At 72.0% G+C, this 17,885-nt stretch carries 16 protein-coding genes and 1 pseudogene; 7 read left to right on the forward strand and 10 right to left on the reverse strand.

All coding sequences use genetic code 11. The features are described from left to right. Positions 1-239 (forward strand): annotated as a pseudogene (locus ACPXBU_RS25950) (hypothetical protein); the annotation flags it as partial. Here the strand turns inward: ACPXBU_RS25950 and ACPXBU_RS25955 are convergent. From ACPXBU_RS25955 to ftsY, 10 genes are all read right to left on the reverse strand, one after another. Then, positions 229-1,308 (reverse strand): amidohydrolase family protein, encoded by a 1,080-nt coding sequence (locus tag ACPXBU_RS25955; protein WP_425760049.1) that lies wholly within the window; start codon positions 1,306-1,308, stop codon positions 229-231. The pseudogene ACPXBU_RS25950 and the gene ACPXBU_RS25955 overlap by 11 nt on opposite strands. 18 nt (positions 1,309-1,326) lie before the next feature. Further along, positions 1,327-1,905 (reverse strand): Uma2 family endonuclease, encoded by a 579-nt coding sequence (locus tag ACPXBU_RS25960; protein ID WP_425760050.1) that lies wholly within the window; start codon positions 1,903-1,905, stop codon positions 1,327-1,329. A 68-nt stretch (positions 1,906-1,973) separates the two neighbouring features. Beyond that, entirely contained in the window at positions 1,974-3,533 is a 1,560-nt protein-coding gene (ffh, locus tag ACPXBU_RS25965) for a signal recognition particle protein (protein WP_393372927.1), read from the reverse strand. A 114-nt stretch (positions 3,534-3,647) separates the two neighbouring features. After that, a complete protein-coding gene (locus ACPXBU_RS25970) occupies positions 3,648-4,304 on the reverse strand; it encodes a response regulator transcription factor (protein ID WP_393372925.1) in 657 nt (218 codons plus the stop codon). Next, positions 4,301-5,458, reverse strand: a complete 1,158-nt coding sequence (locus ACPXBU_RS25975; protein ID WP_425760053.1) for a sensor histidine kinase — start codon at positions 5,456-5,458, stop codon at positions 4,301-4,303. Before ACPXBU_RS25975 ends, ACPXBU_RS25970 begins: the two co-directional genes overlap by 4 nt. Positions 5,459-5,634: 176 nt before the next feature. Beyond that, positions 5,635-7,911: a [protein-PII] uridylyltransferase gene (locus tag ACPXBU_RS25980; RefSeq protein WP_425760054.1), complete on the reverse strand. Its 2,277-nt coding sequence runs from the start codon at positions 7,909-7,911 to the stop codon at positions 5,635-5,637. A gap of 19 nt (positions 7,912-7,930) precedes the next feature. Continuing rightward, on the reverse strand, positions 7,931-8,269 hold the full coding sequence (locus tag ACPXBU_RS25985) for a P-II family nitrogen regulator (RefSeq protein ID WP_172862163.1): 339 nt from the start codon (positions 8,267-8,269) through the stop codon (positions 7,931-7,933). Between the two features lie 25 nt (positions 8,270-8,294). Then, positions 8,295-9,707 carry an ammonium transporter gene (locus ACPXBU_RS25990; RefSeq protein WP_425760055.1) on the reverse strand — a complete coding sequence of 471 codons (1,413 nt, stop codon included), beginning with the start codon at positions 9,705-9,707 and terminating at the stop codon, positions 8,295-8,297. Positions 9,708-9,982: 275 nt separating this feature from the next. After that, complete coding sequence (locus ACPXBU_RS25995; RefSeq protein WP_357077819.1) at positions 9,983-10,846, reverse strand: aminoglycoside phosphotransferase family protein; 864 nt, start codon at positions 10,844-10,846, stop codon at positions 9,983-9,985. 6 nt (positions 10,847-10,852) lie between these two features. Then, positions 10,853-12,040, reverse strand: a complete 1,188-nt coding sequence (gene ftsY, locus ACPXBU_RS26000) for a signal recognition particle-docking protein FtsY (RefSeq protein WP_393372914.1) — start codon at positions 12,038-12,040, stop codon at positions 10,853-10,855. Between the two features lie 216 nt (positions 12,041-12,256). Between ftsY and ACPXBU_RS26005 the strand changes: the two genes are divergently transcribed. The 6 genes from ACPXBU_RS26005 to ACPXBU_RS26030 all read left to right on the forward strand — a co-directional run bounded on the left by ACPXBU_RS26005 (position 12,257) and on the right by ACPXBU_RS26030 (position 17,881). Next, entirely contained in the window at positions 12,257-13,984 is a 1,728-nt protein-coding gene (locus ACPXBU_RS26005) for an alkaline phosphatase D family protein (RefSeq protein ID WP_425760056.1), read from the forward strand. 10 nt (positions 13,985-13,994) lie between these two features. After that, entirely contained in the window at positions 13,995-14,435 is a 441-nt protein-coding gene (locus tag ACPXBU_RS26010) for a MarR family winged helix-turn-helix transcriptional regulator (protein WP_357250448.1), read from the forward strand. A 146-nt stretch (positions 14,436-14,581) separates the two neighbouring features. Further along, entirely contained in the window at positions 14,582-16,201 is a 1,620-nt protein-coding gene (locus ACPXBU_RS26015; RefSeq protein WP_425760057.1) for an MDR family MFS transporter, read from the forward strand. Positions 16,202-16,210: 9 nt separating this feature from the next. Continuing rightward, positions 16,211-16,705: a universal stress protein gene (locus tag ACPXBU_RS26020; RefSeq protein WP_393372905.1), complete on the forward strand. Its 495-nt coding sequence runs from the start codon at positions 16,211-16,213 to the stop codon at positions 16,703-16,705. A 42-nt stretch (positions 16,706-16,747) separates the two neighbouring features. Next, positions 16,748-17,284 carry a DinB family protein gene (locus ACPXBU_RS26025; RefSeq protein ID WP_425760058.1) on the forward strand — a complete coding sequence of 179 codons (537 nt, stop codon included), beginning with the start codon at positions 16,748-16,750 and terminating at the stop codon, positions 17,282-17,284. Between the two features lie 75 nt (positions 17,285-17,359). After that, on the forward strand, positions 17,360-17,881 hold the full coding sequence (locus ACPXBU_RS26030) for a DinB family protein (RefSeq protein ID WP_425760059.1): 522 nt from the start codon (positions 17,360-17,362) through the stop codon (positions 17,879-17,881). Positions 17,882-17,885: the final 4 nt, after the last annotated feature.

Genomic DNA, 17,885 nt, shown 5'->3' on the forward strand with positions numbered 1-17,885 from the left:
CGACGCGGCGCAGCCCAGCCGACGCGGCGCAGCCCAGCCGACGCGGCGCAGCCCAGCCGACGCGGCGCAGCCCAGCCGACGCGGCGCAGCCCAGCCCGACGCGACGCGGCCCGACGCGACGCGGCCCACCCCACCCCGGCCCGACCCAACCCACCCCGGCCCAGCCCGACCCAGCCCAGCCCACCCCGGCCCGGCCGGCCCACCCCGGCCCGGCGACGCTTGCGGGGGTCAGCGGATGACGCGGCCGCGGAGGATCGTGCGGGACGGGGCGCGGACCACCCGAAGGTCGCGGCGGGGGTCTTCGGGGTAGACGGTCAGGTCGGCGAGGCCGCCCTCGACCAGGCCGGGGAAGCCGAGCCACTGCCGGGCGCCCCAGGAGGCGGCGGCGAGTACGTCGATGGGTGCCAGGCCGGCCTGTTCGTGCAGCAGCAGCATCTCCTCGGCGGCCAGCCCGTGGTCGATGCCGCCGCCGGCGTCGGTGCCCACGTAGATCGGCACTCCGGCCTCGTGCGCGGCACGCACCACCTCGGGGAAGTTGTCGCGCAGCGCGAGCATGTGGTCGGCGTACCCGGGGAACTTGCCCCGCGCCTGCTCAGCGATGCCCCCGAAGGTGGCGATGTTGATCATCGTGGGGACGAGCGCGGTGCCCTGGCGGGCCATCTCGTCGATCAGGTCGAGGCTCAGGCCGGTGCCGTGCTCCACCGAGTCGACCCCGGCCCGCACCATGATCTCGACGGCCGACTCGGAGAAGGTGTGCACTGCGGCGCGTACCCCGGCGTCGTGTGCGGCCCGCACGGCGGCGGTGAGGGTGTCCGCGTCCCAGGCCGGCGCGAGGTCGCCCACACCCCGGTCGATCCAGTCGCCGACCAGCTTGACCCAGCCGTTGCCGGCCCGCGCCTGGGCGGCGACCGCGGCGGCCACCTCGGTGGCGTCGACCTCCACGCCGATGTCGCGCAGGTAGCGCTTCGGCGGGGCGACGTGCCGGCCGGCGCGGGCCAGTCGCGGCAGGCCCGGCTCGTCGTCCAGTTCGGGGTACGGGTACGGCGAGCCGGCGTCGCGGATCGCCAGCACACCGGCGTCGCGGTCGATGTGGGCCAGCTCGCGGGCCTGGTCGAGCGAGGTGATCGGGGCGCCACCTCGGGCGATGCCGATGTGGCAGTGCGCGTCGACGAGGCCGGGTAGGACGAAGCCGCCGTCGACGACCGTCTGCGCGCCGGCCACCGGGGTGAAGGTCACCCGGTCATCGACCAGCCAGAGATCCCGGACCTCGCCGTCGGGGAGCAGCACACCGCGCACATGAAGAGCCATGCGCACAGTCCTACCCGATCACTCCTGGTCGGGGGCGAGCAGGTCGTTCTTCCGGGAGGTCAGCGCCGGCAGGTCCACGGAGACCTTCCACGGCCGCTCGGTGACGAACAGGTCCTCGGTGTGGACGACCTGCTCATACTCGCGGTTAACACCGAGGGTGTACTCGGTGAGCGTGACGCGTTCCTGGAGCGGGTCCACCACCCAGTAGGACCGGATGCCGGCGTGCGCGTAGACCTTGGCCTTGTCGTACATGTCGCGGAAGGTGGAGGTCGGCGAGACGACCTCCACGGCGAGCAGGGCGTCCTCGACCGGTACGGGTGACTGGCCAGCGTGCTTACGCCGGATCACGACCACGTCGGGGCGTGGCTCGTTGCGCCGGTCGACCCGCATCGACAGGTCGAAGCTGACCAGGTATTCCGGCGGGCAGTTGAGACGAAGCGTGAGCAACAGCTCAACGCACAACTCTTGGTGTACGGCAGTGGGGGACGGCACGATCAACCTTCCGTTGATCAGTTCGTACGGAAGATCCTTCGGCAGTTCGCCGAGGTCGTCGACCGTCCACTCGTGCCGTTCGGGCAGGATCGGGGCCGCGGTCATGACATCTCCTTCCAGGGGGCGACATCACCCTAGGCAAGGGTAATGTCGCCCGCCGTCACCGACACGCGTCAGCGCGGGCCCTTGTCGCCGCCCTTGCCGAGCTTGTTGAAGTCGATCTTCGGGAGCTTGAAGCCGGGCGGAAGGCCCTGGCCGCCGGCGAGATCGTTCGGGTCCATTCCCGGCGGGAGCTGCGGCATGCCACCCGGGAAGCCGGCCGGCATCCCGGCGCCCGCGCCGGTACGCGGACGACCGCCGCCCTTGGTGCCCTTGCGCTTGTTCTTCGGACTCTTGGTCGCCTTGCGCCGGCCGCCGCCGGGCAGGCCCATCATGCCGCCCATCTGCTTCATCATCTTCTGCGCGTCGGCGAAGCGGTTGAGCAGCTGGTTGACGTCCATCACGGTGACCCCGGAGCCGTTGGCGATGCGCGCCCGGCGGGAACCGTTGATGATCTTCGGGTTGGTGCGCTCGCCCGGGGTCATCGACCGGATGATCGCGGTGACCCGGTCGAAGTGGCTGTCGTCCAGCTCGGCGAGCTGGTCCTTCATCTGCCCCATGCCCGGCATCATGGCCAGCACGTTGGCGATCGGGCCCATCCGCCGCACCGCGATGAGCTGGTCGAGGAAGTCGTCGAGCGTGAACTGCTCGCCGCCCATCAGCTTGGCGGTCATCTTCTCCTTCTGATCGGAGTCGAAGGCCTGCTCGGCCTGCTCGATCAGAGTGAGGACGTCGCCCATGCCGAGGATCCGGCTGGCCATCCGGTCGGGGTGGAAGACGTCGAAGTCCTCCAACTTCTCACCGGTGGAGGCGAACAGGATCGGCTGCCCGGTCACCTCGCGCACGGAGAGCGCGGCGCCACCACGGGCGTCGCCGTCGAGCTTGGAGAGCACCACACCGGTGATGCCGACGCCGTCGCGGAACGCCTCGGCGGTGCGGACGGCGTCCTGACCGACCATTGCGTCGATGACGAAGATGACCTCGTCCGGCGAGACGGCGTCGCGGATGTCGGCGGCCTGCTGCATCATCTCGGCGTCGATGCCGAGCCGGCCGGCGGTGTCGACGATGACGATGTCGCGGGCGGCGCGCTTCGCGTGCTCGATCGAGGCGCGGGCCACCTGCACCGGGTCGCCGGTGCCGTTGCCGGGCTCCGGGGCGTACACCTCGACGCCGGCCCGGCCACCGAGCACCTGGAGCTGCCCGACGGCGTTGGGGCGCTGGAGGTCGGCGGCGACGAGCAGCGGCTGGTGGCCTTGGGCCTTGAGCCAGCGGGCCAGCTTGCCGGCCAGGGTCGTCTTACCGGAACCCTGGAGGCCGGCCAGCATGATCACGGTCGGCGGCTGCTTGGCGAACTGGAGCCGCCGACCCTCGCCGCCGAGCACGGTGATCAGCTCTTCGTTGACGATCTTGATGATCTGCTGGGCCGGGTTGAGCGCCTGGGAGACCTCGGAGCTGCGGGCCCGCTCCTTGACGGCCGCGATGAAGCCCTTGACGACCGGCAGCGCGACGTCCGCCTCCAGCAGCGCGAGGCGGATCTCGCGCGCGGTGGCGTCGATGTCGGCGTCGGTGAGCCGTCCCTTGCCGCGGAGCTTGGTGAAGATCCCGGACAGGCGGTCACTCAAGGTGTCAAACACGCGAACATCCCGTTTGTCAGTGTTCCGGCGGGCACAACGCGGCCGGCACTGCGGAGTCCGGCCACCGCTAGGGTAGCCGCCCGGCCGCAAGGCCGCTGTCGCCCGGCCCGGGCCTCACCCCGACACCAAACCCGACTGGTACGCGAACACGACGAGCTGGGCCCGGTCCCGGGCTCCCAGCTTGCCCATCGCCCGGCTGACGTGCGTGCGCGCGGTCGCCGGGCTGAGCACCAGCCGGGCGGCGATCTCCTCGTTGTTCAACCCCTCGCCGACCAGGCCGACCACCTGGCGTTCCCGGTCGGTAAGCGTGTCCAGCCGAGGGTGCGGGCGGGGCACCCGGGACGGTCGGGTGGCGAACTCCCGCACCACCCGACGGGTCACCGACGGCGACAGCAACGCCTCCCCCTCGGCGACCAGCCGGATCGCGCGCAGCAGCTCGGTCGGTCGGGTGTCCTTGGTGAGGAACCCGCTCGCGCCGTGCCGCAGCGCGTCGAAGACGTATTCGTCCAGCTCGAAGGTGGTCAGCACCACCACCCGCGTACCTGTCAGTTCGGGGTCCGCGACGATGCGCCGGGTCGCCTCGATGCCGTCGATGCCGGGCATCCGGATGTCCATCAGCACCACGTCGGGCCGCTCCCGGCGCGCCAGCTCGACCGCCCGCAGCCCGTCGGCCGCCTCGCCGGCCAGCGCCAGGTCGTCCTCGCTCTCCACGAGCGCGCACAGACCGAGGCGGACGAGGTCCTGGTCGTCGGCGATCAGCACCCGGATCACGGTGCCGGCTCCGTGGGCAGCCGGGCGTACACCCGGAAGCCGCCACCGGCGTGCGGCCCGGCGCTCAACCATCCGCCCAGCGCCGCGACCCGCTCCCGCATCCCGGCCAGACCGTGCCCGCGCTGCTCGTCGGGCGGGTCGGTTCCGGCGGCCCCGGCACCCCGGTCGGTGACCTCGACCGTCACCTCGTCGGCGCGGTAGTCCACGGTCACCCGCGCGTTCGCCACGCCAGCATGGCGCAGCACGTTCGTCAACGCCTCCTGCGCCACCCGGTACGCGGCCAGGTCCAGCGCGGCCGGCAGCTCCCGGGGGGCGCCGACCACGCGGACGTCGACGGCGAGCCCGGCTCCGGCGAGCCGGTCCCGTAGTGCCGGTAGGCGGGCCAGCCCGGGTATCGGCTCGCGCTCCGCACCCTGGCGCACCGCGCCCAGCGTGACCCGGAGTTCGTCGAGCGCCTCACGGCTGGTCCGGCTGATCGCGGTCAGCGCGGTCTCCGCCTGCTCGGGTCGTTTCGGCAGCAGGTGCAGGGCGATCTCCGCCTGCATGCTGATCGCGGCCAGCCCGTGTCCCACCACGTCGTGCACCTCCTGTGCGATCCGCAACCGCTCCTCGTCAGCCCGCCGCCGGGCCTCCTCGGCGCGACCGCGGGCCTCCTCGGCCCGGCTGCGCGCCGCCACCTCGCGGTTGACCCGCACCACGACCCCCACCGCGAACGGTACGGCCACCCAGGCCGACGCGGGCAGCACTCCGGTCCAGCCCGGCGCGGGCCCCCGGCTGAAGAAGACGTGCGCCAACAACAGGACGAACGCCCCACCGGTGGCGAGCGCCGCCGGGCGCACCGGCAGTCGCACGGTCACGGTGTACACCGCCACCAGGAATGTGAGCAGGATCGGCCCGTACGGATAGCCGAGCACCAGGTACGTCGCGGTTGCCGCGGTGACCAGGGCGAGGGTGGCGACCGGGGCGCGCCGCCGGGCCAGCAGGGCGAGCGCGGCAACCGCGATCAGCACCCGGCAGACCGCGTCCACGGGCCTCGACCCGGGCTGGTTGTCCCCGGCCAGAGCGGTGGCAAGCAGCCCGAACGCGAGCAACGCCAGAGCGAGCACGACATCCGCCGCCTCGCCTCGCCTCGTCCGCTGCCCGTCCCATCGCATGGCCGTCATTCTGCCCGCGCCGACGCCCCCCGACGTGCGCCCAAGAGCGACACCGCCCCTACGCCCCCGAACGTACCCAGCCCACCCCGCCCCGCGATCTTGCACTTTGTGTTGCCGTATCGCGCTTTTCGCGAGGTATGCGGGGACAGAAAGTGCAAGATCGACGGGAGTGGGGGCTAGACCGCGGCGAGGACCGCTTGCTCCAGGCGCGCTCGGGCCTCGTCGTCCGGCCAACCGCCGACCAGGTAGAAGGCGTCCACCACGTCGGCGCCGAGAGTGGAGATGCGCGCCGCGCGGACCAGGGCGCCCGCCTCGTCGAGCGCGCAGGTGACCCGGTAGAGCAGGCCGGCCGCGTCGGCCGCGCGCAGTTCCAGCAGCACGGCGTCGGTGGCCGCCTCGCGGTGCCAGACAACCCGGGGAGCGGCACCGCTGCCACGGGCGGCCAGCGCCCGGCCGCGCAGTCTCTGGGTGACCGACACGTCGCCGCCGACCGCCCGGCGCAGGTCGGCGCGCAGCGGCACCGGGTCCGGCGGCAGGCCGTAGCGGGGTTGCACCCGGCACTCGACGAGTGCCCGCCCGTCGACCACGGAGGCGTCCGCGGAGATCACTTCCAGCCGGTGCAGGGCCAGGCAGCCGGCAACCGTGGCGAGCAGGCCCCGCCGGTCGGCCGCGGCGACCGACACCCGGTCCCCGGTCAGGTGGACGACCGGCAGAGGCCCGGCCAGCAGTGCCGGGTCCGGTGCCGGCGGCTCGGGCAGCACGCCGGTGTCGAGCGCGGTGCGGACCCGGGCGACCAGCTCGGCGACGAGTCGTCCCTTCCAGTCCGACCAGGCCGCCGGCCCGGTCGCCGCCGCGTCGGCCCGGACCAGCGCGTGCAGCAGGTCGAGGGTGCCGGTGTCACCGACCGCCTCGGCCACCGAGGCGATGGTGACCGGGTCGGACAGGTCCCGGCGGGTGGCCACGTCGGGCAGCAGCAGATGTAGGCGGACAAGCGTGCCGATCAGCTCGACCTCGCCGGGGGGCAGACCGATCCGGGCCGCCGCCGCCTGCGCCACCGGCACCCCGACGGTGCTGTGATCACCGGGGAGGCCCTTGCCGATGTCGTGCAGGAGAGCACCGAGGAGCAGCAGGTCGGGGCGTTCCACCTCGCGGGCGTGCCGGCTGGCCTCGTGCGCGGTCTGCACGAGGTGCCGGTCGAGGGTGTAGCGGTGCACCGGGTTGTGCTGGGGCAGGCTGCGCAGTCGGGTCCACTCGGGCAGCCAGCCGTCGACAAGCCCGTACCTGTCGCAGGTCTCCCAGGCGGGCACCAGGCCGGGCCCGGCGCCGAGCAGTGTGGTCAGCGCGGCCCGGGCCTCGGCCGGCCAGGGAGCGGGCAGCGGCGGGCAGTAGGCCGCCAGCCACTCGCAGGTGGCCCGTGCGATCGGCAGGCGGGTCGTGGCCGCCGCGGCGGCCACCCGCAGCGAGAGGCTCGGGTCGGGTCGTGCCCCGATCGCCGTCCGGGCCAGCACCAACTCACCGTCGTGCTCGACCACGTCACGGGCCACCGGGCGACGCGCCGAGCGGCCGTTGCCGCCTCGGGACCGGCCGGAGCGCAGTCGGTCAGCGGCGCGGAAGGCGTCATCCAGGGCGTGGCTGACCGTGCGGGCGTCACCGGCGACCCGGCGCAGGAGGGCGTCACCGTCCTCCAGACCGAGCAGGGCGGCCACCCCGTCGCGTTCCTGGGCGACCAACCTGTCGACCCGGCGGCCGACCTGCTGGTGCAGGGCGTCGCGGGTGTCCAGCAGGCGAAGGTGGGCGGCGCGTACGGCGGGACGCAGCGCGTCGGTGATGCCGGCGGCGGCGATCGCCCGCAGCAGGCCCACGTCGCGCAGGCCCCCGGCGGCCTCCTTGAGGTCGCCCTCCAGCAGGAACGCCAGCTCACCGTGGGCCTGCCAGCGCGCGGTGGTGACCTCCCGCAGGCCGGGCAGGTGTCGTACGGCGGTACGCCGCCAGTGGTCGGCGGCGGTCCGGCTCAGCGCGTCGGCAAGCGTCTGGTCACCCACCACCAGACGGGCGTCGAGCAGCCCGAGGGCGACCTTGACGTCGTCCTGGGCAACCGAGAGCGCCTCGGCGACGGTGCGTACCGAGTGGTCGAGTCGCAGGCCCGCGTCCCAGATCGGGTACCAGATCGAGGAGGCCAACTCGTTCGTGCCGGGCACCCCGGCGTGCAGCAACACCAGGTCGAGGTCGCTGTACGGAGCACACTGCCGCCGACCCAGCCCCCCGACGGCAAGCAGCGCCACTCCGTCCCGCCCCGGCAGCAACCCGCGCAGAAACGTGTCGTAGGAGGCCGCCCGGGCCAGCCGGGCGGCCTCCCCGATCCCCCCCGGAACGCCGACGACCTCGTTGATCAAGAGGTGCGCGTCACCGTCACCGGTGTTGCCTGACGCGTCCTTCTTGATCAACGAGGTCATGTCGGTCGTGGTCTCCAGATCAGAGAGCGTCGAGGCCGCGTTCGCCGGTACGCACCCGGACGACCTCTTCGACACCGGTGACCCAGACCTTGCCGTCACCGATCTTGCCCGTGCGGGCCGCCCCGACGATGGCGTCCACCACCTTGTCCACGTCGATCTCGTCGGTGAGCACCTCTACCCGGATCTTGGGCAGGAACTCGACCGTGTACTCGGCACCCCGGTAGACCTCGGTGTGCCCCTTCTGCCGCCCGTACCCCTGAACCTCGCTGACGGTCAGCCCGGCCACGCCGAGGGCGTGCAGGGCCTCCTTCACCGCGTCCAGCTGGTACGGCTTGATGACCGCGGTCACCAGCTTCATGTCCAACCCCTCCATCCCTGGAACGTTAACCGGCGACCTTTTCGCTTACCGGCTCGGCGGGCTCCGCCTCCGGCTTGGCGCCACTCGTCGTGCCGCCACCGGGGGTGCCGATGCCGGCCATCGCGAACGCGCTGCCCGTGCCGCCACCGGCCGGGGACAGGTCGTAGCTGCTCTCGGCGTGCTCGCCGATGTCGATGCCCTCGACCTCGGCCTCGGCCTTCACCCGGAACCCGATCGTCTTCTCGATGACGAAGGCGAGCACCCAGGCGATGCCGAACGACCAGGCGGTGACGATCAGGCCGGCGAGGGCCTGCCGTCCGAGCTGGGTGACGCCGCCGCCGTAGAAGAGGCCGTCGGAGGCGCCCACCACGTCGGTGATCGCGGCGTTCACCGAGTTGGTGGCGAAGAGACCGAGCCAGAGCGAGCCGATCCAGCCACCGACGAAGTGCACGCCGACCACGTCGAGCGAGTCGTCGTAGCCGAGCTTGTACTTGAGGCTGACGGCGAGAGCGCACACCACGCCGGCGACGATGCCGAGCAGGACGGACGCCCACGGTGCGACGAAACCACAGGCCGGGGTGATGGCGACCAGACCGGCGACGGCGCCGGACGAGGCACCGACCATCGTCGGCTTGCGGTCCTTGACCCACTCGACCGCGATCCAGCCGAGCACCGCAGCCGCCGTGGCGAGCTGGGTGTTGATGAAGGCGAGGCCGGCGACCGAGTCGACGGTCAACTCCGAACCGGCGTTGAACCCGAACCAACCGAACCACAGCAGACCCGCACCGAGCGCGACGAGCGGGATGTTGTGCGGCTTCATGCCCTCGCGCGGCCAACCGAGCCGCTTTCCGAGCACCAGCGCCACGGCCAGGGCCGCCGCACCGGCGTTGATGTGCACCGCGGTGCCACCGGCGAAGTCCAGCGCGTGGATGTCACCGCCGATGATGCCGCCGCCCCACACCCAGTGCGCGACCGGGAAGTAGACCAGCGTGGCCCAACCGAAGGCGAACAGCAGCCAGCCGGCGAACTTGGCCCGGTCGGCGATGGCGCCACTGATCAGCGCGACGGTGATCACCGCGAAGACCATCTGGAAGGCCATGAACACGTAGAGCGGGACCCCGATGCCGCTGGGGTTCTCCGCCGTGGCGCCCCACAGGTCGGCCTCGGCGAGGAAGGTCTTGGTGCCGAGGTACGCGCCCGGGTCGCCCCAGAAGCCGTTCACGTCGGTCCCGAAGGCGACGCTGAAACCGTAGAACCACCACAGAATAGAGATGAGCCCGATGGCGGAGAAGCTCATCATCATCATGTTGAGTACGCCCTTGGCCCGGTTGAGGCCGCCGTAGAACAGCGCCAATCCGGGGGTCATGAGCAGCACGAGCGCGGTCGAAACCAGCAGCCACGTAGTATTGGCGCCGTCGATCGTCGGTGCTTCAGGCACGCTGGCCTCCTAAAGGTGAAGTCCTCCTTCGCGGCTTTCCGGGGCAGCGTCGCCCGTAGGCCGGTTGCGCGGAAGCTTCGCGGCCGGCTGTTTCACCCACGGTCCCGTGCGGGTTTCCGGTTCGTGACCAGTTGTTTCGTACGTGTCACGAAGTCCGCACAGTCAGCGGCATGGACAATGGTGGATCGTTCGGACGGCGCACGTCGATGGCTGACCGGCCAGGCGCATCGACCGGTCCGCTTGACGGGACCGACCGAGCATCGCCCGTCCCGCGCTCAGCGGAGGGCGTTTTCCAGGGCGTGCCGCTCGTAGTCGAGCAGCCGCAGATCCCGCATCGGCCGGCGCAGGTGGCCCTTGTGCACGATCCGGACGAACGCCGGCTCACCGGCGGCGGCCATCCGGCGGATCCCCTCGACGTGGTCCACGATCCGTTTGCGGATGGTCCGGATCAGCCGGTGCCGGTCACGCGGGATCAACCCGTACGCGTCGGCGAAGAGCCGGAGCCGGCGCGGCCGGTCCGGGTGCTTCCAGCCCAGCGTGATCGAGTCCCGGTCCGCGAAGATCGGCACCCAGGTCCAGGCCGCGTACGCCACGTCGTAGATCCGCGCCCCGGGCGAGGCGAGGTCGAAGTCGATCAGCCCGAGGGTGCCGTCCGGCCGCCAGATCACGTTGTGCGGCGCGGCGTCGTGGTGGCAGATCACCTCGGTGTCCGGCGGTGGGGGCCCGAACGAACGCCAGACCGCCTGCGGCGGCGGGGTGAACCCGTACTGCGCGTCGTGGAACATCCGCAGCATGGTGGCGACGGTGACCAGCGCCTCGTCGGTCACCCAGTGCGGGGCGAGCGGGTATTCGCCGCACTCCCCCTCCAGGTATGACAGCACCTCACGGTTGCGCTCGTCCATCCCGAGGGCCCGGGGCGCGCCGGTGAAGCCCACGTACTCCAGGTGGCGCAGCAGGGCGTGCACGGACGGCGTCCACGGCCCGGCGTTGCGGCGGACCGTGTCACCGACGCGGACGACGGTGCTGACGTTGCCGCCGTGCAGCGGGATCTCCTGCGAAGTCACGTACGGTCTCCCGAGGCGCTGCGAGGGGTGGCCGGGCTCGCGCCAGCCCGCGTACGCGCGATCGTCGGTGGTCACCCGAGACTACGCGTCCCGTCCGGTGGCCTCGGTCCCCAGCAACGCGTCCACGAACTGCGCCGGGTCGAACGGGGCCAGATCGTCCTTGCCTTCGCCGAGGCCGACCAGCTTCACGGGGATGCCGAGCTTGCGCTGCACGGCGATCACGATGCCACCCTTGGCGGTGCCGTCGAGCTTGGTCAGCACCACCCCTGTCACGTTCACCACCTCGGTGAAGACCCGGGCCTGTTCCAGGCCGTTCTGACCGGTCGTGGCGTCCAGGATGAGCAGTGTCTCGTCGATCGGGCCCTGCTTCTCCACCACGCGCTTGACCTTGCCCAGCTCGTCCATCAGGCCGACCTTGTTCTGCAGGCGGCCGGCGGTGTCGATGAGCACGGTGTCCACGCCGGTGTCGATGCCGCGCCTGACCGCGTCGAAGGCGACGCTTGCCGGGTCGGCGGCCTCGGGCCCACGGACGGTCTCCGCGCCGACGCGCGAGCCCCAGGTCTCCAGTTGGTCGGCGGCGGCGGCCCGGAAGGTGTCCGCGGCGCCGAGCAGCACGGTCCGGCCGTCGGCCACCAGCACCCGGGCAATCTTGCCGCAGGTGGTGGTCTTGCCCGCGCCGTTGACGCCGACGACCAGGACCACCGCCGGTACGCCGTCCTTCGGGGCGGTCCGCAGCGACCGGTCCAGGCTCGGGTCGAGCGCGTTCACCAGTTCGGCGGCGAGCAGCGCGCGCAGCTCGGAGGCCGAGCGGGTGCCGAGCACCCGGGTGCGCTCGCGGAGCCGGTCGACGATGTCGCGGGTGGAGTCGACGCCGACGTCGGCGGTGATCAGGCTGTCCTCGATCTCCTCCCAGACGTCCTCGTCGAGGTGGTCGCGGGCGAGCAGGCCGAGCAGGCCCTTGCCGAAGACGTTCTGCGAGCGGGACAGCCGCGAGCGGAGCCGGACCAGCCGTCCGGCGGTCGGCTCGGGCACCTCCACCGGGGCGGGCGCCTCGATGACCGGCGGCGGCTCGACAAGGACGCCGGTGGACAGATCGGACTCCGGTGCCTCCACCGGCGGGCCGGCGAGATCCTCCTCGGCTCTGGTGTCGACCTCGGTGCGGGGAAGCGGGGGCTCGGGCCGCCGCCGCAGTCGCGGCACGACCAGCCCGACCGTGCCGGCGATCAGCACACCGAGCAGGACCAGAGCGAGGACGAGATATTCGGCCATGCCGGAATCCTGTCAGATGGCAGCGGCGGCGTCCCAGCCACCGCACCCCGGGCGGTGCCCGGAGTGTCAGCCACCGCACCCGTGAGCGGTGCCCGGAGTGTCAGCCACCGCACCCGTGAGCGTCGCCGGGAGTCGCCGCCACCGCCCCGCGAGCGGTGCCCGGGGTCTCACCACCGCACGCGGCCGGCGCCCGCAACCGGCGGTAGGCTCGGCCGCATGTCCGCCGCACACCTCCTCATCGGTCCCCTCCTGCGGCGAGTCGTCGACACCCGCGCGACCATCTGGGTGGAGACGGCGGGGCCCGCCGTGGTCACCGTCCGCACCGCCAGTGGCGCCACCGGCACCGCGCCCACCTTCTCGGCGTACGAGCACCACTACGCGTTGGTGGTGGTGGAGGGGCTCACCCCGGACAGCGAGACCAGCTACGAGGTGCTCGTCGACGACGAGGTGGTCTGGCCGGTGCCCAGCAGCGGCTTCCCGCCGAGCGTGATCCGCACCCGGGCCGCCGACGACCGGGACCAGCCGGTCAACCTGATCTTCGGCTCGTGCCGGGAGACCACCCAGCACGCCACCACCCGGAAGCTGCCGCCGGACGCGCTGGACGCGTACGCCCGGCGGTTGATGGCCGACCCGGAGTCGCACCCGCTGCCCGACCTGTTGGTGCTGCTCGGTGACCAGGTCTACGCCGATGTCACCTCGCCCACGGTGCGCCGGCTGCTGCGTCGGCGGCGGCGGCGGCCGAAGGGCGCCCCGGCCGACCAGGTGGTGAGCTTCGACGAGTACACCAAGCTCTACCTGGAGTCCTGGCGCGATCCGGAGATCCGTTGGCTGCTCTCCACCGTGCCGAGCGTGATGATCTTCGACGACCACGAGATCATCGACGACTGGAACACCTCGGCGGCCTGGCGTGCCGAGGTGCGCGAGCAGCCGTGGTGGCAGGAGCGGATCGGCAGCGGGCTCGCCTCGTACTGGGTCTACCAGCACCTGGGCAACCTGTCCCCCGACGAGATCGCCGCCGACCCGGTCTTCGCCAAGGTCGCCGCCGCCGAGGACGCCACGGGCGTGCTGCGCGAGTTCGGGCACCGGGTGGACCAGGAGTCGGACGTGGCGCACGACACCGAGCGCTGGCGCGCGGTGCAGTACCAGTGGAGTTACGCGCTGGACCTGGGCCGGACCCGGCTGGTCATGCTCGACAACAGGTGCAGCCGGGTGCTCGACCCGGGCAGTCGGGCCATGCTGCCGCCGGGCGAGTGGTCCTGGTTCCTCGACCAGGCGCACGGCGTCTACGACCACCTGGTGGTCGGCGCGTCGCTGCCCTGGCTGCTCCCGCAGGGCATCCACCACATCGAGGCGTGGAACGAGAAGCTCGCCGACTCGCATCGCCCCTGGGTGGCACGCGGTGCGGAGAAGCTGCGCCGCGCCCTGGACCTGGAGCACTGGGCGGCGTTCCGGCGCTCGTTCGAGGCGCTCGCGGAGACCTTCGCCCGGATCGGCACCGGCACCCCGAGGCAGTCCGGCGCACGGGTCGGCGCCGGTCCGGCGTACGCGCCACCGGCGTCGATAAGCGTGCTCTCCGGGGACGTGCACCACTCGTACGTGGCTCGGGCCCGGTTCTTCGACCCGGCGGTGGTCACGCCCGTGCACCAGCTCACCTGCTCGCCGATCCACAACCAGGTGCCGGCCGGCATCCGTCCGCTGATGCGGTTGGGCTGGTCGTCGGGCCCGGCCGGGGCCACCCGGGCGTTGGCGCGTTCGGCGGGCGTACGGCGGCCGGGTGTGCGCTGGCGCAAGCTGGCCGGTCCCTACTTCGGCAACGCGGTCGCCACGCTCACCCACCAGGGGCGTGGTGCGGACGTGGTCATCGAGGGCACCACGAAGGACGGGCACCTACGCCCCGTGATGCGGCGTCGACTCTCCGGCGGCGGTGAGTCGACCGCGCCGTAGTCTCTACGCCGTGGATGAGCACCTGCCGGAGCCGATCCGGGCGGTCGAGCACGAGTTGACCGCTCTGCTGCGTCGTGGACGGGCGGTTTCCTGGGAGATCGCCCGGGAGGTGCACCCGAATCTGGAACCGAACACCTACGGGCTGCTGCTCTGGTTGCGGCGCAGTGGGTCGATCCGGTTGACCGAGTTGGCGTCGCGGCTCGGTGTGGGAAAGGGCACGCTGAGCCGGCAGATCAACGCGCTGGAGGCCCTGGGGCTGGTCCATCGCGACCCCGATCCGAGCGACCGGCGGGCGGCGCAGATCCGCCTCACCGAGGAGGGTCAGCGCCGGTTCGACGTGGCCCGTGCGGCCCGGTTGGGTGAGTTCCTGCGCGCGCTGGACGGCTGGCCGAGCCGGGACGTCGAGGAGTTCGCCCGGCTGCTGGGCCGGTTCAACGACTCCTGGCAGTAGCGCCCCTGGGTGGGGAATAGGACGCCGGTCCGCCAAGTTGTTGCTTCAGGCAACCAAGGCATACGGTTGCTTCAGGCAACTCTCAGGCGGCCCGTGCGTACCAGCCCGCCGCCGTTCCACCTCGACTCCACTCGGAGGCACCAACGATGAGCCAGGCGACAGCGCCACCCCAGGCGACCGCCGTGACGATGACCCACCGGCAGATCCTGGAGGCGCTCTCCGGCCTGCTGCTGGGCCTGTTCGTCGCGATCCTCTCCTCCACGGTCATCTCGAACGCGCTGCCGCGGATCATCACCGAGCTGCACGGCGGCCAGTCCGCGTACACCTGGGTGGTCACCTCGGCCCTGCTCGCGACCACCGCGACCACCCCGATCTGGGGCAAGCTCGCCGACCTGACCAGCAAGAAGACCCTCGTGCAACTGGCCCTGGGCATCTACGTGCTGGGTTCGGTGCTCGCCGGCCTCGCGCAGGGCACCGGAGAGCTGATCGCCTGCCGGGTGCTCCAGGGCGTCGGCGCCGGCGGCCTCACCGCGCTGGCCCAGGTGATCATGGCCACGATGATCGCGCCCCGCGAGCGGGGCCGCTACAGCGGCTACCTCGGTGCCGTGATGGCCGTCGGCACCATCGGTGGTCCGCTGATCGGTGGCGTGATCGTCGACACCTCCTGGCTCGGCTGGCGCTGGTGCTTCTACGTCGGCGTGCCGTTCGCCATCGTCGCCCTGATCGTGCTCCAGAAGACCCTGCACCTGCCGGTGGTCAAGCGGAAGGCACAGATCGACTGGTGGGGCGCCACCCTGATCACCGCGGCCGTCTCGGTCCTGCTGATCTGGGTCTCGCTCGCCGGCGACCAGTTCGCCTGGGCCTCCTGGCAGACCGCCGTCATGGTCGTCGGCGCGCTGGCTCTCGGCGCCCTCGCCATCCGGGTGGAGACCCGGGCCGCCGAGCCGATGATCCCGCCGCGGCTGTTCCGCAACCGCACCATCACCCTCGCCGTCGTGGCCAGCATCGCGGTCGGTGTCGGCATGTTCGGCGCGTCGATCTTCCTCGGCCAGTACTTCCAGATCAGTCGTGGGCAGAGCCCCACCATGTCCGGCCTGATGACCCTGCCGATGATCCTCGGCCTGCTCGTCGCCTCCACAGTCATCGGGCGGGTCATCACCAAGACCGGCCGCTGGAAGCGGTACCTGGTGATCGGCTCGGCGCTGCTCACCATCGGCTTCGCGCTGATGGGCACGCTCCGCGCGGACACCAACTTCACGCTGCTCAGCGTCTACATGCTGCTGATCGGCGTCGGCCTGGGCATGACCATGCAGAACCTGGTCCTCGCCGTGCAGAACACCGTCGGACCGCACGAGCTCGGCGCGGCCAGCTCGGTGGTGGCGTTCTTCCGCAGCCTCGGTGGCGCGATCGGCGTCTCCGCCCTCGGCGCGGTGCTCGCCCACAAGGTCAAGGACTACACCGCCGACGGGCTGGCCCAACTCGGCATCCCCGCGTCCAGCTCCGGCAGCGGTGGCACCCTGCCCGACGTGCACACCCTGCCCGGTCCGCTGCGCGCGGTCGTGGAGGGCGCGTACGGCCACGGCGCCGGTGACATCTTCCTGGCCGCCGCACCCTTCGCGCTCGTCGCGCTGATCGCGGTGATCTTCATCAAGGAGGTGCCGCTGCGCCAGCACAACGGCAACCCGGTTTCCGGCGAGGTCGAGCGGGAATCGTCAGTCGCAGCCGGCGCGGGCGCGGCCGTGGTCCGCACCGGCGAGCAGAGGTGAGGTAGAGCGATGAGCGTGGGAGCACCGGACCGCGAGGAGTACGGCCCCCGGACCCGACCACTGCCGTTCGAGCGCGGCACGGACGGCCCCCGGGTGGTCATGGTGGGCGTCGACGGCACCCGCACCTCCGAGCGGGCCGGTGCCTACGCCGCCGGCCTGGCCCGCCGGCAGGGCGCCGCCCTGGTGGTGGTCTTCGTCAGCTCGGCGAGCGGGCTGACCGCGCTGGTGCCCGGCATGGACGCCGGCGCGGTCCAGCGCTCCCACGATGAGCTGGCCGACGAGCTGCGCCGGGAGTGCCGGCGGGCGGCCGAGCAGTGGGGGATCCCGGTGACCTTCCTGTTCCGGCGCGGCGACGCGTACGGCGAGTTGTGCGCGGCGGCCGACGAGTTCCAGGCCGACATGGTGGTGGTGGGCACCTCCGAGCAGGCCGGACACCGGCTCGTCGGCTCGGTCGCCACCCGTCTGGTCCGCACCGGCCGCTGGCCCGTCGTCGTGGTGCCCTGAAAACCTGTCGCGACTGTCGTACCCGAGCCCCAGGATGGCCCGATGACGACATGGACGGCACCGGAGATCGACCGCACCCACGAGCCCCTCGTCGCTGACGAGCGCACCATGCTGGAGGGCTGGCTCGACTACCACCGCGACACCCTGCTGCACAAGTGCGCCGGCCTGACCGCCGACCAGCTACGCACGGCGAGTGTCGAACCGTCCGGCCTGAGCCTGCTCGGGTTGGTCCTGCACATGACCGACGTCGAGCGGTCCTGGTTCCGCCAGCGTTTCGCCGGCCAGGACCTGCCCGACCTCTACGACTTCGACACCGACAACGACGCCGACTTCCACGCCGCGGCCGACGCCGACCCGGAGGCCGCCTTCGCCGCCTTCCGCGCCGAGGTCGACGCGGCCCGGGCCGCGACCGCCGGCCGGTCACTGGACGAGACGTTCACCCCGACCCGCAGCGACGGCACCCGCACCCGCACCTTCAGCCTGCGCTGGGCGTACGTGCACATGATCGAGGAGTACGCCCGGCACAACGGCCACGCCGACCTGATCCGGGAACGCATCGACGGCGTCACCGGCGACTGACCCGCTGATACCGACCGTCCGGCCAACCCGATAATCCTTCGCAATCTGTCCGGGGTGCCGGGCAGGATGCGCGGCATGACCTGGATCGCGCCGGAGATCACCCGGACCCCCGAACCGCACGTCGGCGACGAGCGCACCATGCTCGACGGCTGGCTCGACTACCACCGGCAGACGCTGCTGCTCAAGTGCGCCGGTCTGACCGAGGAGCAGTTGCGCACGCCGAGCGTGCAGCCGTCCGGGCTGACGCTGCTCGGTCTGGTCCGGCACCTGGCCGAGGTCGAGGCCTGGTGGTTCCGGGAGAACTTCGCCGGCGAGCCTGTCGACTACCCGTACTTCACCCCGGAGAACCCGGACGCCGACCACGACGTCAGCGACGCCGACGCCGAGGCCGACTTCGCCGTCTTCCACCGCGAGGTGGCGCTGGCCCGCGAGGCCGCCGCCGGCCACTCGCTCGACGAGACGTTCGTCGAGGTCGGCGCGAAGAAGCGCACCTTCAACCTGCGCTGGGTGTACGTGCACATGATCGAGGAGTACGCCCGGCACAACGGTCACGCCGACCTGATCCGGGAACGCATCGACGGCGTCACCGGCGAGTGACCGA

It is taken from the genome of Micromonospora sp. DT231 (genome assembly GCF_049847025.1).
Classification (GTDB): domain Bacteria; phylum Actinomycetota; class Actinomycetes; order Mycobacteriales; family Micromonosporaceae; genus Micromonospora.